Source organism: Lysobacter sp. FW306-1B-D06B (genome assembly GCF_038446665.1).
Taxonomy (GTDB): domain Bacteria; phylum Pseudomonadota; class Gammaproteobacteria; order Xanthomonadales; family Xanthomonadaceae; genus Lysobacter_J.
On record NZ_CP151802.1, the window covers coordinates 3,194,873 to 3,212,333 of the forward strand.

Genomic DNA, 17,461 nt, shown 5'->3' on the forward strand with positions numbered 1-17,461 from the left:
GGGCGCGTCGCCTCAAGCCGCCTGCGGGGTGCGCACGGCGGTGGCCGGGCGCGTGTCGAGCGTGTCCATGAGCGCGATGGCCTCGTGCTCCATCGCCACGATGTACTCCGAGATGCGGCCGCGGAACCAGCGGTGCGCCATCAGGGCCGGAATCGCGACGATCATGCCGGCGGCGGTACACACCAGCGCCTTGCCGATGCCGCCGGCGAGCTGGTTCACGTCGCCGATGCCGTGGTCGAGGATGCCCAGGAACATCTGGATCATGCCGACCACGGTGCCGAACAGGCCCAGCAACGGGCCCGCCGCGGCGATGGTGCCCAGCGTGTTCAGGTAGCGCTCCATCTTGTGGACGAGGTGGCGGCCGACGTCCTCGATGCGCTCGCGGATCTGGTCGCGGGGACGCAGGCGCACGTCCAGCGCGGCGGCCAGCAGCTCGCCCAGCGGCGAGGTGCGGCGCAGGGACTCGATGTGGGCGGGGTCCAGCTTGCCGCTGCCGGCCCAGGTGCGGACTTCCTTGCCCAGGTTGGGGGGCAGCACGGCGGTGCGCCGCAGCGTCCAGGCGCGCTCGACGATCAGCGTCAGGGCCAATACCGACAGCAACAACAGCGGAATCATCGGCCAACCGCCGGCCTTGACCAGTTCCAGCACGCGAACTACCCCTCCGGCCCTCGGCCGTCTCGATCTGGCCGATAGGATAGCCCAGCCGGATGCGACTCCCCTCGCCGCGCGGCGTCCCAGAGCCGCGGGTGTGCATGCCGTCGCGCTTCCACCTCCACGCCCCCGGCATTCAGGCGAACGCGCAGAGCGCCTTCGCCGGCCGTGTCATGCACGGTTGCCCCCATGCGGCGCCAGCGCTCGACCACGAACGGGCGCGGATGCCCGAACCGGTTGCCGTGTCCAGACGACACCAGCGCGACCGACGCCCCCGTGCCGGCGATGAAGGCAGGGTCCGAGGAACCGCCGCTGCCGTGGTGGGCGACCACGACCACGTCGGCGCGGATGTCGGCCGCTGACTCCCGGGCGAGACGCCGCTCGATCACCTCACCGATGTCTCCCGTCAGCAGGGCTGCCCGTCCACGTGCTTCGACGCGCAAAACGCAGCTGGATTCGTTGCGCAGGTAGGGAAAATCGACCGGCGGATGCAGGAAGCGGAAGCGGACGCCGTCCCAGGCCCACTCTTCGCCTGCACGGCAGGCTCGCCCTCCGGGCAGGGCGAGCCCTTCGGGGGCAAACAGGGCCGGCACGGGGAAAAGCCGCTGCACCGACGGCCATCCCCCGGCATGATCGTTGTCGCCGTGGCTGACCACGGCCGCGTCCAGCCGTGTCACGCCCAGCGCATGCAGGACCGGTACGACCGCGCGCTCCCCGGCATCGAATCCATCGGGAACCGCGGGTCCCATGTCCACCAGCAGCGCGTGGTGCGTCGTGCGAACCAGCACGGACAGCCCCTGCCCTACGTCGATCACCACCAGCTCGGCCTCGCCCGGGGCCGGCAGTCGACGGTCAGGCCACAGCAGCGGCAACCACATCAGCACGGCCAGCGACTTGCCCGGCGTACCGCGCGGCAGAAGTAACCAGAACGCGCCCAGCAAGGCGAGTGGCAGGGCGAACCAGCGCGGCTCGGGTAGCCACCAGAGGGACAACGGGCTCGCTGCGAGCCGGACGAACAGCGGCCAGGTCAGATCGAAACACCAGGCAGCGGCCTGCCACGCCCAACCACCGGCGCCGGGATGCAGCGACTCCAGTCCCAGTCCGATCAACGACAGCGGCACCACAACCAGGCTCCACCATGGCACGGCGAGCAGGTTCGCCAGCGGCCCCGCGAGGGAAGCCTGCCCAAACAGGATCGCAGCCAGCGGCAGCAGGCCGAGCGTCGCCACGGCCTGCGCGGAAAGAAAGTCACGCACTGCACGGCCACCGCGGTCGGGCAGGCACCACAGAAGCCAGGCGACACCAGCGAAACTTAGCCAGAAGCCGGCCGACAGAACGGCGAGTGGATCCACGAGCAACATCGCGAATGCCGCCAGCGCCAGGCATTCCCCCGCGGACATCCGACGCCGCAGCATCCGCAGACCGGCCACGATGGCGATCATCAGGGCCGTCCGCACGGTCGGCAACGCGAAACCCGCAATGGCGGTGTAGACCACCGCACCGGCAACGCTGCCGGCCGCAGCGGCGACCTGCGCAGGCACGCGACGCGCGAGGTTCGGCCACAACCACCACACCCCGCGGATCAGCAACGCGAAGAAGCCTGCGACCAGGCCGACGTGGAATCCGGAGATCGCGATGAGGTGCGTCAGACCATTCGCACGCAGGACGGTCCAGTCCTCATCGTCCAGGCCACGAACGTCGCCCAATGCGAGCGCGCGAATGAAGCGCGCGGACGAGTCGGGCACGCGCACGACGATGCGTTCCGACATTGCGTCACGCCATGCGTCGATGCCCCGTGCGGACGTCAGAAGCCGCGCGGATGCAGGGTTGCGTACGTAGCCCATCGCCGCGATGCGCTGGGCCATGGCGAACTTCTCTGCATCCGCGCCGCCTGGATTGCGCAACCCGCGTGGCGCACGCAAGCGGAGCTCGAAACGCCAACGCTGGCCGGCGCGAAGCGTGGTGCGTCGTGCGGGATCGTCTTCGTACCAGGCCAGTCGCAGGATGCGACCTCGAAGGTTTGCATCCTGCACCGCATCGTCGACGCGCAACAGGAAGCTCGTGCGGCGCGGCTCATGTGCGGGCAGGTCGAGGATGCGGCCGGTCACGACGGCGTCGTGCCGCGCCGGCTCCGCCGGCAGTTGCAGCGACAGCGCATGCACCGCGTGCAGGCCGGCCAGGGCGTGACCCAGCAGCATCCAGCCCATCAACAGCGTGAATGTGCGCGGCGACCGGATGCCTCGCCATACGCATCCGATGCCCACGATGACCATCGCCAGCGAAGCCCACCACGGCAACAAGCCTGACGACCATAAACAAACGAAGACGCCGATCAACAACGCGAGCGCTGCAGCGATCCCGAACGGCGGCGTCCCTGCCGCTGGCGTCACCCGTCAGACCTCGCTGGGGGCCAACTCGCGCAGTTTGCCCTCGTGCAGCTCAAGCACTCGGTCCAGACGACGCGCCAGACGACGGTCGTGCGTAACCAGCACCAGTGCGGTGTGCTGCTCGTGGTTCAACGCAAGCATTAACTCGAACACCGTCGAGGCGGTCTTCTCGTCGAGATTACCGGTGGGCTCATCGCCCAATACGCACGCCGGCCGATTGACGAGCGCTCGCGCCACAGCGGCGCGCTGACGTTCACCGCCGGACAGCTCACCGGGCTTGTGTTCGAGGCGATGGCCCAGCCCCACGGCTTCCAGCAGCGCTTTCGCCTGCCTGTTCGCATCGGGTACGTGCGCGCCGGAGAGCAGCACCGGGAGCATCACGTTCTCCAGCGCGGTGAACTCCGGCAGCAGGTGATGGAACTGGTAGACGAAGCCGAGCGACTTGTTGCGCAGTGCGCCGCGGTCAGCATCGGACAGCGAACTCATCTTTCGCCCTGCAACGAACACCTCGCCCGCCGTCGGCCTGTCGAGGCCGCCGAGCAGATGCAACAGCGTGCTCTTGCCTGCGCCGGAGGCACCCAGGATGGCGACGGTCTCGCCCGACTGGACCGCCAGGTCCAATCCGGCGAACACCGGTGTGCGCAACGAGCCCTCGGCATAGGTCATCGCCAGGCCTTCCGCGCGGATCGCCTCGCCCTGGTGCTTGATTGCCTGCATGGCCTCACTCATAGCGCAGCGCCTCCGCCGGAGCCGTGCGCGCTGCGCGCCAGGCGGGGTAGATGGTGGCGAAGAACGCCATGACGAGCGCGACGGTGGCGATCACCACCACGTCGCTGGCCTGCAGGTCGGTCGGCAGGCCGGTGATGTAATACACATCCTCGGGCAGCAGTTGCACGCCCACCACGGCTTCGATCGCCTTGAGGATGTGCTCCAGATTGAGCGTCAGTACGATGCCGCCGATCACGCCGATCACCGTGCCGATCACGCCAATCAACGTCCCCTGGACGACGAACACCTGCATCACCCCGCGCGGCGTGAGGCCGAGCGTGCGCAGGATCGCGATGTCGGCCTGCTTGTCGGTGACCAGCATGACCTGCGAACTGACCAGGTTGAACGCGCCCATCGCGATGATCAGCGACAGGAGGATCGCCATGATGGTCTTTTCCATCTTGAGCGCGCGGAACATGTTGGCGTTCTCGCTGGTCCAGTCGCTGACGCGGTACGGACCGCCCGGCGAGACGGCGAGATCACGCGCGACGTCCCATGCCTTGTCCATATCGTGCAGGCGCAGGCGGACGCCGGTGACGCCCTCGCCCATGCGCAGCAGCCGCTGCATGTCGTGCATGTTGGTGACGGCCAGGCCCTTGTCGAAGTCGTTGTAGCCCGCTTCGAAGATGCCGCTGACGGTGAAGCGCTTGAGCTGCGGCACGGCGCCCAGCGGCGTGCTGCGGAAGTCCGTCGTGGTCATCACCACGCTGTCGCCGATGCCGACGCCGAGCCACAGCGCCAGTTCCTTGCCCAGCACGATGTTGAAACTGCCCGGCGCGAGGGAGTCGAGCTTGCCCTGCACCATCTTGTCGGCCAGGACCGAGACCTTGCCCTCCTGGTCCGGCAGCACGCCACGCACCAGCGCCGGCTGGTTGCGGGCACCGGACAGCAGGGCCTCCTTCTCGATGTACGGCGCTGCACCGGCCACGCGCTTGTCGGCCACGGCCTTGGCGATGGCCGCCTGCCATTCGGTCAGGGGTTCGCCGTAGGCGCTGACAGTGGCATGCGCCGCCATCTGCAACATGCGGTCGCGGATCTCACGCTGGAAGCCGCTCATGACCGCCAGCGTCGTGATCAGCGCAGTCACGCCGAGCGCGATGCCCGCGATGGAGGCCAGGGAGATGAAGGAGATGAAGCCGTTTCGGCGTTTGGCGCGCAGGTAGCGCAGGCCGATGGCCACTGGGATGGGTTTGAACATAGCGGGCTAGGATGCCATCGAACGCGGTGGCTGCGCAGCCGTTTGGACAGGAAGAGCCAGCCGCAGTTCACGGCGTTCGCGGGACGGCAGTGTGTCCGGCCACCAGGCCAGGCGCTGGCGGCGCCCGGTTGCGTCGCGGTAGCGCAGGAAGGCGAGCGGCCCGCGCCAGTGCAGGTCCAGCGCGTCGACAGGCAGGCCATCGACCATCGCCCGCCCCTCCCCGGCCAGCACCAGCACCCTCATTGGCCGCACGGCCTCGCGCCGCGAGAGCCGGAGGCCCTCGGCCATCGCGGCGAGCGCGAGCGGGATCGACCACCCCAGCGGCATTTCGCTCGCGATGACACCGAGCGCCGCGAGCAGCCCGAGTATGAAAAGCGCCCGCGTCAGCCAGCGCGACGGCCGCCACTCAAGGCGGCAAGGTGCGGATGCGTGCGACGAGGGCGGCGAGTTCGGCATCGGCGGGCGTTTCGTGTCCCATGAACCAGTGCCAGAGCTTATCGTCCTCGATTTCCAGCAGACGTAGGAAAACCCCGTGTTCGGATGCAGGAGCTTGCCGCCATTCGCGGTCAAGGTACCGCTCGAACAACCGATCCAGTTCCCGCATGCCGCGGCGCGAGCGCCAACGCAGGCGGCTCAGTTCGCGTTCGATGTCCTCGCTCATGCGCGCCACCAGCCCAGTGCGATCACGGCCCACAGCGCCCACAGGACCATGCCGCCCGTGACGTAGGCGTAGAACCGGTGCATGACCTTGTTGTAGGTGCAGTGGATCGCGCTGTGGACGATGCGAAGCAGGACGAACGCCCATGCCAGCGCCACCGTCACCGCGTTGACCTGCGCCGTCAGCGCGGCCACCACCAGCGCCAGGTAGAACAACACCGGCAATTCGAACAGGTTGCGGAAGTTGTCGGCGGCGTAACTGTCGGTCAGGCGCGCGGCGGACTGCGCCGAGGTGGCGACGGCTTGCGGATGGATGCGCTCACGCTTCATCTGCCCGATGCGCATGACGTACATGCGCCACCACACCACGCAGGTGAGCGCGACCATCGCCATCGCCGGAACGAAGATCAGCCTGTTGTCCATGTCATTCCCCTGAAACGTTCCAGAAAAAAGGGCGCACTCTCGTGCGCCCCAGTTCCGTACACAGCGGCCACCATCCGCCCGATCAGGCGCGACGCGCCAGCATCAGCTTCTTGATCTCGCCGATCGCCTGCGCCGGGTTCAGACCCTTCGGGCAGGTGCGGGCGCAGTTCATGATGGTGTGGCAGCGGTAGAGCTTGAACGGATCCTCAAGGTCGTCCAGGCGCGCACCGGTGTCCTCATCGCGCGAGTCGACGATCCAGCGATAGGCCTGCAGCAGGATCGCCGGGCCGAGGTAGCGGTCGCCGTTCCACCAGTAGCTCGGGCAGCTGGTCGAGCAGCATGCGCACAGGATGCACTCGTACAGGCCGTCGAGCTTCTTGCGGTCTTCCGGCGACTGCAGGCGCTCGCGATCGGACGGCGACGGGCTCTGCGTGCGCAGCCACGGCTTGATCGAGGCGTACTGCGCGTAGAAGTGCGTCAAGTCCGGAACAAGGTCCTTCACCACCGGCATGTGCGGCAGCGGGTAGATCGGCACCTCGCCGGCGCTGCAGTCCTCGATGGCCTTGGTGCACGCCAGCGTGTTGGTGCCGTCGATGTTCATCGCGCACGAACCGCAGATGCCTTCGCGGCACGAGCGACGGAACGTCAGCGTCGGATCGATCTCGTTCTTGATCTTGATCAGCGCGTCCAGAACCATCGGGCCGCACGTCGCCATGTCCACCTCGTAGGTGTCCACGCGCGGGTTCATGCCGTCGTCGGGGTTCCAGCGGTAGACCTTGAAGGTGCGCGCCTGCTTGGCGCCCTGCGCCGGCCAATGGCGGCCCTTCTGGATCTGCGAGTTCTTCGGGAGGGTAAATTCAGCCACGGTTGCTCGCTCCGGTCAGTAGACGCGCTTCTTCGGCGGAACCACGGCCACGTCGTCGCTCAACGTGTACATGTGCACCGGGCGGTAGTCGATCTGGGTCTTGCCGCTCTCGTCGACCGAGCACAGCGTGTGCTTCTGCCAGTTGGCGTCGTCGCGATCCGGGAAGTCCTCGCGGGCATGCGCGCCGCGCGATTCGGTGCGGTTCTCGGCGGACACGATCGTCACCAGCGCCTGGTCGAGCAGGTTCGACAGCTCGTAGGTCTCGATCAGATCCGAGTTCCAGATCAGCGAACGGTCGCTCACCTTCACGTCGGCGAAGGATGCGTGGATCTCGCGCATCTTGCGCACGCCGTCGGACAGCGTCTCGCCGGTGCGGAACACGGCCGCGTCGGCCTGCATCGTGCGCTGCATCTTGTCGCGGATGACCGCCGTCGGCGTGCCGCCATTGGCGTTGCGCAGCTTGTCCAGACGCGCCAGCGCCGGATCGCAGGCGTCGGCCGCCAGCGCGGCGTGCTTGCCATCGCGCTTGACGGTTTCCGCCGCGCGGTTGGCGACGGCGCGACCGAACACGACCAGGTCGAGCAGCGAGTTCGAACCCAGGCGGTTGGCGCCGTGCACCGACACGCATGCGGCTTCGCCGATCGCGTACAGGCCCGGGACCACTTCGTCCGGGTTGCCGTTCTTCAGCTGCACCACTTCGCCGTGGTAGTTGGTCGGGATGCCGCCCATGTTGTAGTGAACGGTCGGGATCACCGGGATCGGCTGCTTCTCGACGTCGACGTTGGCGAAGATGCGCGCCGACTCGGCGATGCCCGGCAGCTTCTCGTGGATCACTTCCGGGCCCAGGTGCGTCAGGTCGAGCAGGATGTGATCCTTGTGCTCGCCGACGCCGCGGCCTTCGCGGATTTCCATCGTCATCGCGCGGCTGACCATGTCGCGCGGGGCGAGGTCCTTCACGCTCGGTGCGTAGCGCTCCATGAAGCGCTCGCCGTTGCTGTTGCGCAGGATGCCGCCTTCGCCGCGCACGCCTTCGGTGATCAGGCAGCCCGCGCCGTAGATACCGGTCGGGTGGAACTGCACGAACTCCATGTCCTGCATCGCAAGACCGGCGCGCAGCACCATGCCGCCGCCGTCGCCGGTGCAGGTATGGGCCGAGGTCGCGGAGAAGTACGCGCGGCCGTAGCCGCCGGTGGCCAGCACGGTGCCCTGCGCCTTGAACAGGTGCAGCGTGCCTTCGGCCATGTCGAGCGCGAGCACGCCACGGCAGGCGCCGTTGGCGTCCATGATCAGGTCGAGCGCGAAGTACTCGATGAAGAACTGCGCGTCGTGCGCCAGCGACTGCTGGTAGAGCGTGTGCAGGATCGCGTGGCCGGTGCGGTCGGCCGCGGCGCAGGTGCGCTGCGCCGGCGGACCTTCGCCGTAACGCGTGGTCATGCCGCCGAACGGACGCTGGTAGATCTTGCCGTCCTCGGTGCGCGAAAACGGAACGCCGTAGTGCTCCAGCTCGATGATCGCCGGGATGGCCTCGCGGCACATGTATTCGATCGCGTCCTGGTCGCCCAGCCAGTCCGAACCCTTGACGGTATCGAAGAAGTGGTAACGCCAGTCGTCCTCGCCCATGTTGGCCAGCGCGGCGGCGACGCCGCCCTGCGCGGCCACGGTGTGCGAGCGCGTCGGGAAGACTTTGGTGATGCAGGCCGTCTTCAGGCCCTTCTGGGCCAGGCCGAAGGTGGCGCGCAGGCCAGCGCCACCGGCGCCGACGACCACCATGTCGAAAGTATGTTCGTGGATCTTGTAGGCGGGCACGGCGTCAGGCTCCCAGCGCGATGCGGACGATGGCGAGCACGCTGGCGATGGCCGCGAGTGCGCACAGGAAAATGTTGAGCAACTGCAACGTTGCCGCCGGGAGCGGCGCGTGCACGTAGTCTTCGACGATGACCTGGATGCCGAGCTTGGCGTGCCAGAACATCGCGATGCTGAAAGCAATCAGCAGGATCGCATTGCACGGATGGGCGACCGTGGCGCGCACGCTCGCGTAGTCGTCGCCGATCAGGCACAGGATCAGGCCCAGGACGTAGAGCGACAACGCAACCAGGGCGATGGCCGTGATGCGCTGGACGATGAAGTGGCTGGTGCCGTCCTTCGCCGAACCCAGGCCGCGGGCGCTCTTGAGCGGGTTGCGCAGGCGGGACTTGTGCAGGCTCATGCGCCACCCCGCTGCATCATCGCCAGCACCCAGATCAGCACGGTCAGCGCGAGGCTGCCGAAGACCGAGATCCAGCTGCTGCGCACGAAGGACGCGATCTTGTAGCCGTAGCCGGCGTCCTGCACGAGATGGCGGATGCCGTTGATCAGGTGGAAGGACAGCGCCCAGCTCCAGCCGAACAGGATCAGGAACCCGAACGCCGACCGGCTGAAGCGGGTGAAGGTCGCCCACGATTCGGGACCTGCGGCCAGCGCGAGCAGCCCCCAGGCGACGATGAAGCTGCCGACCACCAGGATGATGCCGGTAATGCGGTGGACGATGGAGGTCACCGTCTGCACCTGCCAGGCATAGATCTGCAGGTGGGGTGACAAAGGACGTTCGCGATTCGCCATGAGCGTGGCGGTCTCTCGGCTGGGCGGCGGTGCCGCGTGGCGGGAAGGCGTGTGGAGCGGTGACGCGTCAGAAGTCGATGCAGCGGCCGTTCTTTTCCCAATCGCCGTAGCGGGTCGGCTCGGGGCCTTCACGCCCTCCGACTTCCTTGGCCTTCGCATCGCCCGTGACGGGTGTCTGCTCGGGTGCTTCGGGCGCGTGCGGCGCTTCGACGGGGGTGGTTTGGCCTATCATCGCAGCGCTAAATGTTAATTCCCGCCCCCATGCATGACAACCCGCAAGCTGTGGCGGACGCTGTTTTCGCCCTGCCCGACCACCGCCTGATCTCGCTTTCCGGCCGCGATGCGGCGACTTTCGCGCAGGCGCAGTTCATGAACGACGTCGCCCTGCTCGAGCCCGGGCAGTGGCAATGGAGTGGCTGGCTGACGCCGAAAGGGCGCGTGATCGCGCTGTTCGCTTTGCTCAAACTGTCCGATGAGACCCTGTGGCTGCTGCTCCCGGACGCCGATCCGGCGGCCTTGGCGACGGCCCTGCAGCGTTTCGTGTTCCGCGCCAAGGTGAAGATCCAGGTGCGTGAAGACCTGCACGTCTCCGGCCGTTTCGCGGCGCCGGCGGGTGCGTCCGGGGCGACGTTCGCCGGCGATGAGGCCAGCGGCCTGGAGCTCGACCTGGGCGGCGCCGGCGGTCCGCGCACGCTGCGCATCGCGAGCGCCCCGGCCTCACACGACGCGGCCTCGGCGGCCCGCTGGCAGGCCTTCGACCTCGAACACGGACTGCCCCGCCTGCCCGGCTCGCAGGTCGAACACTGGACGCCGCAGCAGCTCTCCCTGGATCGCCTGCGTGGTTTCAGCGTGAAGAAGGGCTGCTACCCGGGCCAGGAGATCGTTGCGCGCACCCACTTCCTCGGTCAGGCCAAGCGCGGGCTGGTGCTGGTCGAAAGTGATGCGCCGCTGGAAGCCGGACGCGACCTGAGCGCGGGAACGGCGACGCTCGGCAAACTCGTCGCCAGCGGCCATGACGGCGCGCGCCACCTCGCTCTGGCCGTGCTGCCGCTGGAACGCGAAGCCACCGCGCTGGACGTGGGCGGAGTCGAAGTGAAGGAAGCCGGGCTTCGCGAAGGACTGGCGCGCTGAGGCAGCCCCTCAGGGCGCGCGCACGTCGCGCCGCTGCGCCTGCCAGTGTTCGAGCCACGCCTGGAACATCAGCACATTCCACAGGTGCGTGTGCCATTTGCGCTCGCCGCCGAGGAACTCGCGCCACAGGCCATGCACCGCATCGGCATCGAAATGGCCTTCCGAGCGCAACCGCGCGGGATCCAGCAACGCCGACGCCCACTCACGCAGGTCGCCTTTGAGCCATGCACTCACCGGCGCACCGAAGCCGCGCTTGCCGCGATCGACCATCGAATCGGGCAGGTAACGTCGCAGCACGCGCTTGAGCAGATGCTTGTTGCCGGACGGCTGGCGCTTGAAATCCAGTGGCAAGGACCAGGCGAACTCCGCCACGCGCCAGTCCAGCAGCGGCGCCCTCGCCTCCAGGCTCACCGCCATGCTCGTGCGATCGACCTTGCACAGGAGGTCTTCGGGCAGATACACGCTGAAGTCCGCGAGCATCATCGCGTCGGCCGGCGTGCCGGATCCGTGCAGCGGATCGGGCTGGTCGTAGAAGGTCGCCGGCAACGCGGCACCCGTTACGACCGCTTCGGGATCGCGCCAGCGCGCGACGCGCTGCCGGTACACGTCGCCGATGCCGCGCGCGCCCATTTCCGCCGCCAGGGCGGCGAATCCGCCGGTGCGCGAGGCCTCGCCGTGCTGCTTCGCGCTGCCCGCCAGCGCGCGGCGGATCGGCGCCGGCACGCGACGCTGCCAGCGCCAGTTGCGCAGGGCGCGGTCGTAGCGCTTGTAGCCGTAGAACAACTCGTCCCCGCCGTCGCCCGACAGCGCCACGGTCACTTCAGTGCGCGCCAATCGCGCGACCAGCGCGGTCGGCACCTGCGAGGCATCGGCGAAGGGTTCGTCGAACATCGCCGGCAAGGTCGGCACCACCGCCAGCGCATCGGCGCCGCTCACGTACAGCTCGGTGTGCTGCGTGTGCAGGTGCTCGGCGACTTCGCGCGCCAGGTGTGCCTCGTCGTGGTGCGAGCGCTCGAAGCCGATGGTGAAACTGCACACCGGATGCCGGCTCTGCGCCTGCATCAGCGAGGTGACAATCGAGGAATCCGTACCGCCCGAAAGAAACACGCCCACCGGCACGTCCGCGACCATGCGCAACGCGACGGCGTCGCGCAGCAGCTCGTCCAGACGGTTCTCCGCTTCGAGCACGTCGCCCTTGAACGGATCGGCTAGCGCAGCGCTCATGCGCTCGCGCGGCTCCCAATAGCGGCGTTGTTCGCGTTGCGGGTCGTGTTCCACCGACCCGCGCGCGACGGTCGCGGCGTCGATGCGCAGCAGCGAACCGGGCACCAGCTTGAAGGTATCGACATGGATCGCATGCGGCGCCGGGATGTAATCCAGGCGAAGCAGCAGCGCGAGCGCGTCCGGGTCGACGCCGTTGTCGAACTCCGGATGCCGCCACAGCGCCTTCAGTTCCGAGCCGAAGACGAACGTTCCGCCGGCCCAGCCGTAGTACAGCGGCTTCTTGCCCACGCGGTCGCGCGCCAGCCACAGCGCGCGCTCCTGCTTGTCCCACAGGGCGATGGCGAACATGCCGTTGCAGCGCGAGATCGCCTCTTCGACGCCCCACTCCATCACCGCAGCCAGCAGCACCTCGGTGTCGGAGTGCCCGCGGAAGACGTGGCCGCGCGCGACCAGCACTTCGCGCAGTTCGGCGAAGTTGTAGATCTCGCCGTTGTAGACGACGACGTAGCGGCGATCCTCCGACGCCATCGGCTGATGGCCGAGCGGCGAGAGGTCGAGGATGCTCAGGCGCCGGTGTGCGAGCGCGATGCCGGCGGTGTCATCCACCCAGACGCCACGATCGTCCGGGCCGCGATGCGCCAGCGCATCGCCCATCGCGCCGGCGAGCGCGTCCAGCCGCGCGGCGTCGGTGTCCGGCGTCGGTCGCAGCAGGCCGGCGAGTCCGCACATGCGATCAGGCCAGGCGATCGGCCGCCGCGACGATGTCGTCGTCGGACGGAATCACGAGGAAGGCGGCACCGGCGAGTGGCGTGTAGGTATCCACACCGACCACGCGCTGGAACGGACGCGCACCAAAGCCGCCTTCGGCGATCGCGGTCAGCACGCCCTCGCCCACGCCGGCGCTGTGACGGCCTTCGTCGACAATGAGGATGCGCTTGGCGGTCTTCGCCTGCGCGCGGATGTAGTCCTCGTTGAGCGGCACGAGCCAGCGCAGATCGACGACGCGCGCCTTCCAGCCATGCTTGCCTTCGATCGCACGGGCGGCGCGCAGGCTCATCGGCACGCCGTTGCCGTAGGTGAAGATGACCAGGTCGTCGTTGCCTTTGCCGTAGACGCGACCTTCGCCCAGTGGCATGGCTTCGTCCGGCTTCGGATACGTCGTCAGCCACTGCCCGTCGCCGGGCTCGTACAAGTCCTTGGTCATGTACAGCGCGATCGGCTCCAGGAACACGCTGACGCGGCCGTCCACCTTCGCCAGTGCCGTCAGCGTGCGCAGCATCGTCGCCGCGTCGTCGCCGCGCGAGGGGCAGCCGACGACGAGCCCCGGAATGTCGCGCAGCGCGGTGATCGAGTTGTCGTTGTGGAAGTGCCCACCAAACCCGCGCTGGTAACCCAGGCCGGCGATGCGCACGACCATCGGGTTGGCGTACTGGTTGTTGCTGAAGAACTGCAGCGACGCCGCTTCGCCGCGGATCTGGTCGCAGGCGTTGTGGAAGTACGCGAGGTACTGGATCTCCGGAATCGGCAGCATGCCGACGTTGGCGAAGCCCTGCGCCATGCCCAGGATCATCGTCTCGTCCAGCAGCGTGTTGAACACGCGTCGCGGCCCGAAGGCCTTCTGCAAGCCCTTCGTCACCGTGTAGACGCCACCCTTCTGCGCCACGTCCTCGCCGAACAGCAGCGTCTCGGGGTACTTGGCGAACAGGTCGTGGAGCGCGTTGTTGATCTGGATGGCGAGATGGCGTGGCGGCTGGTTCTCCGGCAGCTTGCCTTCGCCGCCGAACACCTCCAGCCGGCGCTGCGCGAAATCGGCGCGCTGCGCTTCGGCCTGCACCTTCGCCGGCGTGTACGGCGCCAACGGCGCGATCACTTCGTCGAGATTGTCGAGCTTCGGGCGACGGTCGGCTTCCTCAGCGGCGGCGAAGCATTTCTTGCGCGTCGCTTCGTACAGCTCGAGCACCTCGTCCTTCGACATCAGGCCCGATTCCAGCGCGATCGCGGCCGAACGCAGCAGCGGATCGGTGGCTTCCACCGCGCACAGCTCCTCGATCGAACGCCATTCGATCTCGAAGTCAGTGCCGGCGTGGCCCATGATGCGGGTGGTCTTCAGATGCAGGAACGTCGGCCGGCGCGTCGTGCGACAGTGCTCGACGGCGCGTTGCACGTCGGCGTAGCCGTTCGCCAGGTCGAGGCCGTCGGCGGCGAAGTAGTCCAGTCCGTCCATGTTGCGGAAGCGGTTGCCGATCCAGCCGCCCGGCGTCTTCACCGAGATGCCGATGCCATTGTCCTCGCACACGAACAGCACCGGCGCCGGCAGCTTCTGGTAGGCGGTCCAGGCGGCGGCGTTGAACGCGGTCTGCGCGGTGGCGTGGTTGGCCGAGGCGTCGCCGAAGGAGCAGATCGCGATGCTGTCGCCGGGAATCGGCAGCGTGTGGTTGAGTCGCTTGGCCGCTTCGATCGCCACCGCCGTGCCCAATGCCTTGGGAAGATGCGAGGCGATGGTCGAGGTCTGCGGCAGCACCCACAACGGCTTGCTACCCCACACCTTGTGTCGGCCGCCGGAAGCGGGATCGTCCTTGCTGGCGGCGAAGCTCAGCGCCGAATCCATCACCGGATCCATGCCGGGAAGCTTGCGGAAGCGCTCGGCCATGAAGCCGCCGGAGCGGTAATGCAGGAACGCCGGATCGGTGTGGCGCGTCAGGCGCGCGACCATCGCGTTGCCTTCGTGGCCGCTGGAGCCGATGGTGTAGAAGACCTTGTTCTGCACGCGCAGCACGCGCGCCATGAGATCGAGGTGGCGACTGACGAGTTGCGATTCGAACAGCTCGCGAAAGCCCTTCGCGTCGAGCGCACTACCTTCCAGGATGGCATCGCCCGGCGCGGGGCGCGCATCGGCGCGACCGTTCCACGCCTTCACGAACTCGCTGAAATTGACGTCGCAGATCTCGGCCCGGTTGAGGCCTTTCATGCGCGCGGGGATGGGATTGGGGATCAAGGACATGGTCGGTTCCGCAGGCGCGCGTCGCCGGACGCGGCCGTGTTCGTGATTCGGGGTTCAGTCCGGCAGGGCGAGCCGCGACAGGGCTTCGACGGGCGGCGCGGGCATGGCGACGAAACGCGGCGTCTGCCGCACGCGCTCCAGCCACGCCAGCACGGCCGGATATGCGGACAAGTCGAACCCGCCCTCGTCCGCCACGCCGGTGTAGGCGAACAGCGCGATGTCGGCGATCCCGTAGGCCTCGCCACTGAACCACGCGTTCGATTTCAGATGCTGCTCCATCACCGCGAGCGCCTGGTTTCCACGCTCGCGCAATTGCGGCAGCGAAGCGCGCCGCGGTGAATCCAGCGGGGTCCAGCCGCGAATGAAACGCGCCACGGCAATGTACGGCTCGTGGCTGTACTGCTCGAAGAACAGCCAGCTCAGCACAAGCGCGCGCTGGTAGGTGTCGCCGACGAAGAACGGCGTGCCTTCGGCGAGGTAGCACAGGATCGCGTTCGACTCGGTCAGGATGCGACCGTCGTCGAGTTCGATCATCGGCACCTTGCCGTTGGGGTTTTTCGCCAGGTACTCCGGCGTGCGCGTGGCGCCGGCGGTACTGTCGACGTCCACCCATTTGAACTCGCGTTCCAGTTGCGTGAGCAGCAGGCGCAGCTTGTGGCAGTTGCCGGAAGCGGAATATCCGTAGACGGTGATCACTTTGCGCCCTCGCGTTCGCGTCGCGCCAGCCATTGCTCGCGCGACTGGCCCCAGATTTCGATGTCCTTGGTGTCGTACGGCGCCGGCAGCCGGCCCATGCGCAGCAGGGTCGATCCGAGTTTGGCGGCCACGGACTTCGAGTTGGTGTTCTCCGGACCGATGGTGTGGATCACCTCGCTCCAGCCCAGTTCGTCGAACGACCAGTCGATCGTCGCGATCGCCGCTTCCGGCCCGTAACCACGGCCCCAGCGATCGCGCACGATGCTCCAGCCCACTTCCGTGCCCGGCCAGCCTTCCGGCTGCCACGGGCCCACGCGACCGACCCACTCGCCGCTGGCCTTCTCGATCACCGAGAACATCGCGAAGCCCTTGAGGTGCCACACGCCAATCATCGCGGCGAAGCTGCGCCATGCGGCCGGACGCGCTTCGACGCCGCCGATGTGGCGGCAGGTTTCCTCATCGGCCTTAAACGCCGCCCAGGCCTCGAAGTCCTCGGCCTGCGGCGGGCGCAGGATCAGTCGCTGCGTTTCGAGTGTGGGACCCAGCTGCATCGCCGGCCCCACTCAGAACGCGTTGATGCCGGTGAGTTCACGCCCGATCACGAGCTGGTGCACGGTCTCGGTGCCTTCGTACGTGATCACCGATTCCAGGTTCAGCGCGTGGCGGATCGCGGCGTGTTCGGTGGTGATGCCGGCGCCGCCGAGCAGGTCACGGCATTCGCGCGCGATGTCGATCGCCATGCGGCAGTTGTTCCACTTCGCCAGCGAGACCTGCGCCGGCTGCATGGTGCCCGCGTCCTTCAGGCGACCCAGCTGCAGCACCAGCAGCTGCGCGAGCGTGATGCGACGGGCCATCTCGGCCATCTTGATCTGCGCGCTCTGCGTGGCCGCCACGGGGCGGTCGAACAGGATGCGTTCCTTGGTGTAGTTCAGCGCTTCATCCAGGCACGCGATGGCGGCGCCGATCGGGCCCCAGGTGATGCCGTAGCGCGCCTGCGTGAGGCAGCCCAGCGGACCCTTCAGACCCTTCACGTTGGGCAGTCGGTTGGCGTCGGGCACGCGCACGTTGTCGAAGAACAGCGAGCTGGTCACCGAGGCGCGCAGGCTCATCTTGTGCTTGATTTCCTGCGCGGCGAAGCCGGGCATGCCCTTTTCGACGACGAAGCCCTGGATGCCTTCATCCGTCTGCGCCCAGACGATGGCGATGTCGGCGACGTTGCCGTTGGTGATCCACATCTTGGAACCGTTGAGGATCCAGTCGCCGCCGTCGCGCCGGGCGTTGGTCTTCATGTTCGCCGGATCGGAACCGCCGTGCGGTTCGGTCAGGCCGAAGCAGCCGATGACCTTGCCGGCGGCCATGTCGGGCAGCCAGCGCTCGCGCTGTTCTTCGCTGCCGTAGGCGTAGATGGGGTACATGCACAGCGAGGACTGCACGCTGACGAAGCTGCGGATGCCGCTGTCGCCGCGTTCCAGCTCCTGGCAGATCAGGCCGTAGCTGACGGCGTTGAGGCCGGCGCAGCCGTACTTCTCGGGCAGCGAGGAGCCCAGCAGGCCCAGCTCGGCGATCTCGCCGACCAGTTCCTTCGGGAAACGACCCTGGTCGAAGGCGTCGCCGATGATCGGCAATACGCGCTCGTTGGTGAACCGGGCCACCGTGTCCTGTACGGCGCGCTCCTCTTCGGTGAGCAGGGAGCGGACGTCGAAGAGGTCGTACGGATGCAGGGCCATGGCGCGCTCGACTAGGGGAAAGACCGCCATTGTACGGGGGCCCCGCGGCGGGGGTAAGGCTGCGTAAACGCTTGCGGCACCAGGGATTTCCGCAGCGCCAAAGAAAACGGGGCCGGATCGCTCCGGCCCCGTCGG

Annotated in this window: 17 protein-coding genes and 1 pseudogene; 1 reads left to right on the plus strand and 17 read right to left on the minus strand. The window is 67.8% G+C overall.

The features are described 5' to 3' along the window. Positions 1–12: 12 nt before the first annotated feature. The 12 genes and pseudogenes from AAFF32_RS14795 to AAFF32_RS14850 all read right to left on the minus strand — a co-directional run bounded on the left by AAFF32_RS14795 (position 13) and on the right by AAFF32_RS14850 (position 9,779). Complete coding sequence (locus AAFF32_RS14795) at positions 13–648, minus strand: MotA/TolQ/ExbB proton channel family protein (protein ID WP_216967037.1); 636 nt, start codon at positions 646–648, stop codon at positions 13–15. Beyond that, a pseudogene (locus AAFF32_RS14800) lies at positions 614–3,041 on the minus strand (DNA internalization-related competence protein ComEC/Rec2); the annotation flags it as partial. The gene AAFF32_RS14795 and the pseudogene AAFF32_RS14800, both read right to left, overlap by 35 nt. 3 nt (positions 3,042–3,044) lie before the next feature. Next, a complete protein-coding gene (gene lolD / locus AAFF32_RS14805; RefSeq protein ID WP_342315597.1) occupies positions 3,045–3,767 on the minus strand; it encodes a lipoprotein-releasing ABC transporter ATP-binding protein LolD in 723 nt (240 codons plus the stop codon). After that, positions 3,760–5,004 carry a lipoprotein-releasing ABC transporter permease subunit gene (locus AAFF32_RS14810; protein WP_342315598.1) on the minus strand — a complete coding sequence of 415 codons (1,245 nt, stop codon included), beginning with the start codon at positions 5,002–5,004 and terminating at the stop codon, positions 3,760–3,762. Before AAFF32_RS14810 ends, lolD begins: the two co-directional genes overlap by 8 nt. Before the next feature lie 6 nt (positions 5,005–5,010). After that, entirely contained in the window at positions 5,011–5,460 is a 450-nt protein-coding gene (locus tag AAFF32_RS14815; protein ID WP_342315599.1) for a hypothetical protein, read from the minus strand. Next, positions 5,411–5,665, minus strand: coding sequence for a succinate dehydrogenase assembly factor 2 (locus tag AAFF32_RS14820; protein ID WP_342315600.1), 255 nt, complete (start codon positions 5,663–5,665; stop codon positions 5,411–5,413). Before AAFF32_RS14820 ends, AAFF32_RS14815 begins: the two co-directional genes overlap by 50 nt. Beyond that, complete coding sequence (locus tag AAFF32_RS14825) at positions 5,662–6,084, minus strand: MAPEG family protein (RefSeq protein ID WP_342315601.1); 423 nt, start codon at positions 6,082–6,084, stop codon at positions 5,662–5,664. The genes AAFF32_RS14820 and AAFF32_RS14825 overlap by 4 nt, the downstream gene beginning before the upstream one ends. A gap of 82 nt (positions 6,085–6,166) precedes the next feature. Further along, the gene (locus AAFF32_RS14830) at positions 6,167–6,949 is read right to left on the minus strand and encodes a succinate dehydrogenase iron-sulfur subunit (RefSeq protein ID WP_216967019.1); all 783 of its coding nucleotides are present in this window, start codon (positions 6,947–6,949) and stop codon (positions 6,167–6,169) included. A gap of 15 nt (positions 6,950–6,964) precedes the next feature. Continuing rightward, a complete protein-coding gene (gene sdhA, locus AAFF32_RS14835) occupies positions 6,965–8,755 on the minus strand; it encodes a succinate dehydrogenase flavoprotein subunit (RefSeq protein ID WP_216967015.1) in 1,791 nt (596 codons plus the stop codon). Positions 8,756–8,759: 4 nt separating this feature from the next. Next, positions 8,760–9,155, minus strand: coding sequence for a succinate dehydrogenase, hydrophobic membrane anchor protein (sdhD, locus tag AAFF32_RS14840; protein ID WP_216967012.1), 396 nt, complete (start codon positions 9,153–9,155; stop codon positions 8,760–8,762). Continuing rightward, positions 9,152–9,547 (minus strand): succinate dehydrogenase, cytochrome b556 subunit, encoded by a 396-nt coding sequence (sdhC, locus tag AAFF32_RS14845; protein ID WP_216967010.1) that lies wholly within the window; start codon positions 9,545–9,547, stop codon positions 9,152–9,154. Before sdhC ends, sdhD begins: the two co-directional genes overlap by 4 nt. Positions 9,548–9,614: 67 nt before the next feature. After that, positions 9,615–9,779 (minus strand): DUF1674 domain-containing protein, encoded by a 165-nt coding sequence (locus tag AAFF32_RS14850; protein WP_216967006.1) that lies wholly within the window; start codon positions 9,777–9,779, stop codon positions 9,615–9,617. Between the two features lie 50 nt (positions 9,780–9,829). Between AAFF32_RS14850 and AAFF32_RS14855 the strand changes: the two genes are divergently transcribed. Further along, positions 9,830–10,678 carry a folate-binding protein gene (locus AAFF32_RS14855; protein ID WP_342315602.1) on the plus strand — a complete coding sequence of 283 codons (849 nt, stop codon included), beginning with the start codon at positions 9,830–9,832 and terminating at the stop codon, positions 10,676–10,678. A 9-nt stretch (positions 10,679–10,687) separates the two neighbouring features. Here AAFF32_RS14855 and asnB read toward each other — a convergent pair whose 3' ends face one another. Genes asnB through AAFF32_RS14880 form a run of 5 tightly spaced genes read right to left on the minus strand, consistent with a single transcriptional unit; the run spans position 10,688 to position 17,326 of the window. Beyond that, positions 10,688–12,631 carry an asparagine synthase (glutamine-hydrolyzing) gene (asnB, locus tag AAFF32_RS14860; RefSeq protein ID WP_342315603.1) on the minus strand — a complete coding sequence of 648 codons (1,944 nt, stop codon included), beginning with the start codon at positions 12,629–12,631 and terminating at the stop codon, positions 10,688–10,690. Between the two features lie 4 nt (positions 12,632–12,635). Continuing rightward, positions 12,636–14,903: a thiamine pyrophosphate-dependent enzyme gene (locus tag AAFF32_RS14865; RefSeq protein ID WP_342315604.1), complete on the minus strand. Its 2,268-nt coding sequence runs from the start codon at positions 14,901–14,903 to the stop codon at positions 12,636–12,638. Positions 14,904–14,957: 54 nt separating this feature from the next. Continuing rightward, the gene (locus AAFF32_RS14870) at positions 14,958–15,596 is read right to left on the minus strand and encodes a glutathione S-transferase family protein (RefSeq protein WP_342317284.1); all 639 of its coding nucleotides are present in this window, start codon (positions 15,594–15,596) and stop codon (positions 14,958–14,960) included. After that, a complete protein-coding gene (locus AAFF32_RS14875; protein WP_342315605.1) occupies positions 15,596–16,150 on the minus strand; it encodes a GNAT family N-acetyltransferase in 555 nt (184 codons plus the stop codon). The genes AAFF32_RS14870 and AAFF32_RS14875 overlap by 1 nt, the downstream gene beginning before the upstream one ends. Before the next feature lie 12 nt (positions 16,151–16,162). Then, positions 16,163–17,326, minus strand: a complete 1,164-nt coding sequence (locus tag AAFF32_RS14880) for an acyl-CoA dehydrogenase family protein (protein WP_216966988.1) — start codon at positions 17,324–17,326, stop codon at positions 16,163–16,165. Positions 17,327–17,461: the final 135 nt, after the last annotated feature.

Coding starts and splice junctions, on each gene's coding strand:
- AAFF32_RS14810 (WP_342315598.1), bottom strand. CDS start 5,004: ATGTTCAAACCCATCCCAGTGGCCATCGGCCTGCGCTACCTGCGCGCC.
- sdhC (WP_216967010.1), bottom strand. CDS start 9,547: ATGGCGAATCGCGAACGTCCTTTGTCACCCCACCTGCAGATCTATGCC.
- AAFF32_RS14850 (WP_216967006.1), bottom strand. CDS start 9,779: ATGATAGGCCAAACCACCCCCGTCGAAGCGCCGCACGCGCCCGAAGCA.
- AAFF32_RS14825 (WP_342315601.1), bottom strand. CDS start 6,084: ATGGACAACAGGCTGATCTTCGTTCCGGCGATGGCGATGGTCGCGCTC.
- AAFF32_RS14865 (WP_342315604.1), bottom strand. CDS start 14,903: ATGTCCTTGATCCCCAATCCCATCCCCGCGCGCATGAAAGGCCTCAAC.
- asnB (WP_342315603.1), bottom strand. CDS start 12,631: ATGTGCGGACTCGCCGGCCTGCTGCGACCGACGCCGGACACCGACGCC.
- AAFF32_RS14820 (WP_342315600.1), bottom strand. CDS start 5,665: ATGAGCGAGGACATCGAACGCGAACTGAGCCGCCTGCGTTGGCGCTCG.
- sdhD (WP_216967012.1), bottom strand. CDS start 9,155: ATGAGCCTGCACAAGTCCCGCCTGCGCAACCCGCTCAAGAGCGCCCGC.
- AAFF32_RS14815 (WP_342315599.1), bottom strand. CDS start 5,460: ATGCCGAACTCGCCGCCCTCGTCGCACGCATCCGCACCTTGCCGCCTT.
- lolD (WP_342315597.1), bottom strand. CDS start 3,767: ATGAGTGAGGCCATGCAGGCAATCAAGCACCAGGGCGAGGCGATCCGC.
- AAFF32_RS14875 (WP_342315605.1), bottom strand. CDS start 16,150: ATGCAGCTGGGTCCCACACTCGAAACGCAGCGACTGATCCTGCGCCCG.
- AAFF32_RS14880 (WP_216966988.1), bottom strand. CDS start 17,326: ATGGCCCTGCATCCGTACGACCTCTTCGACGTCCGCTCCCTGCTCACC.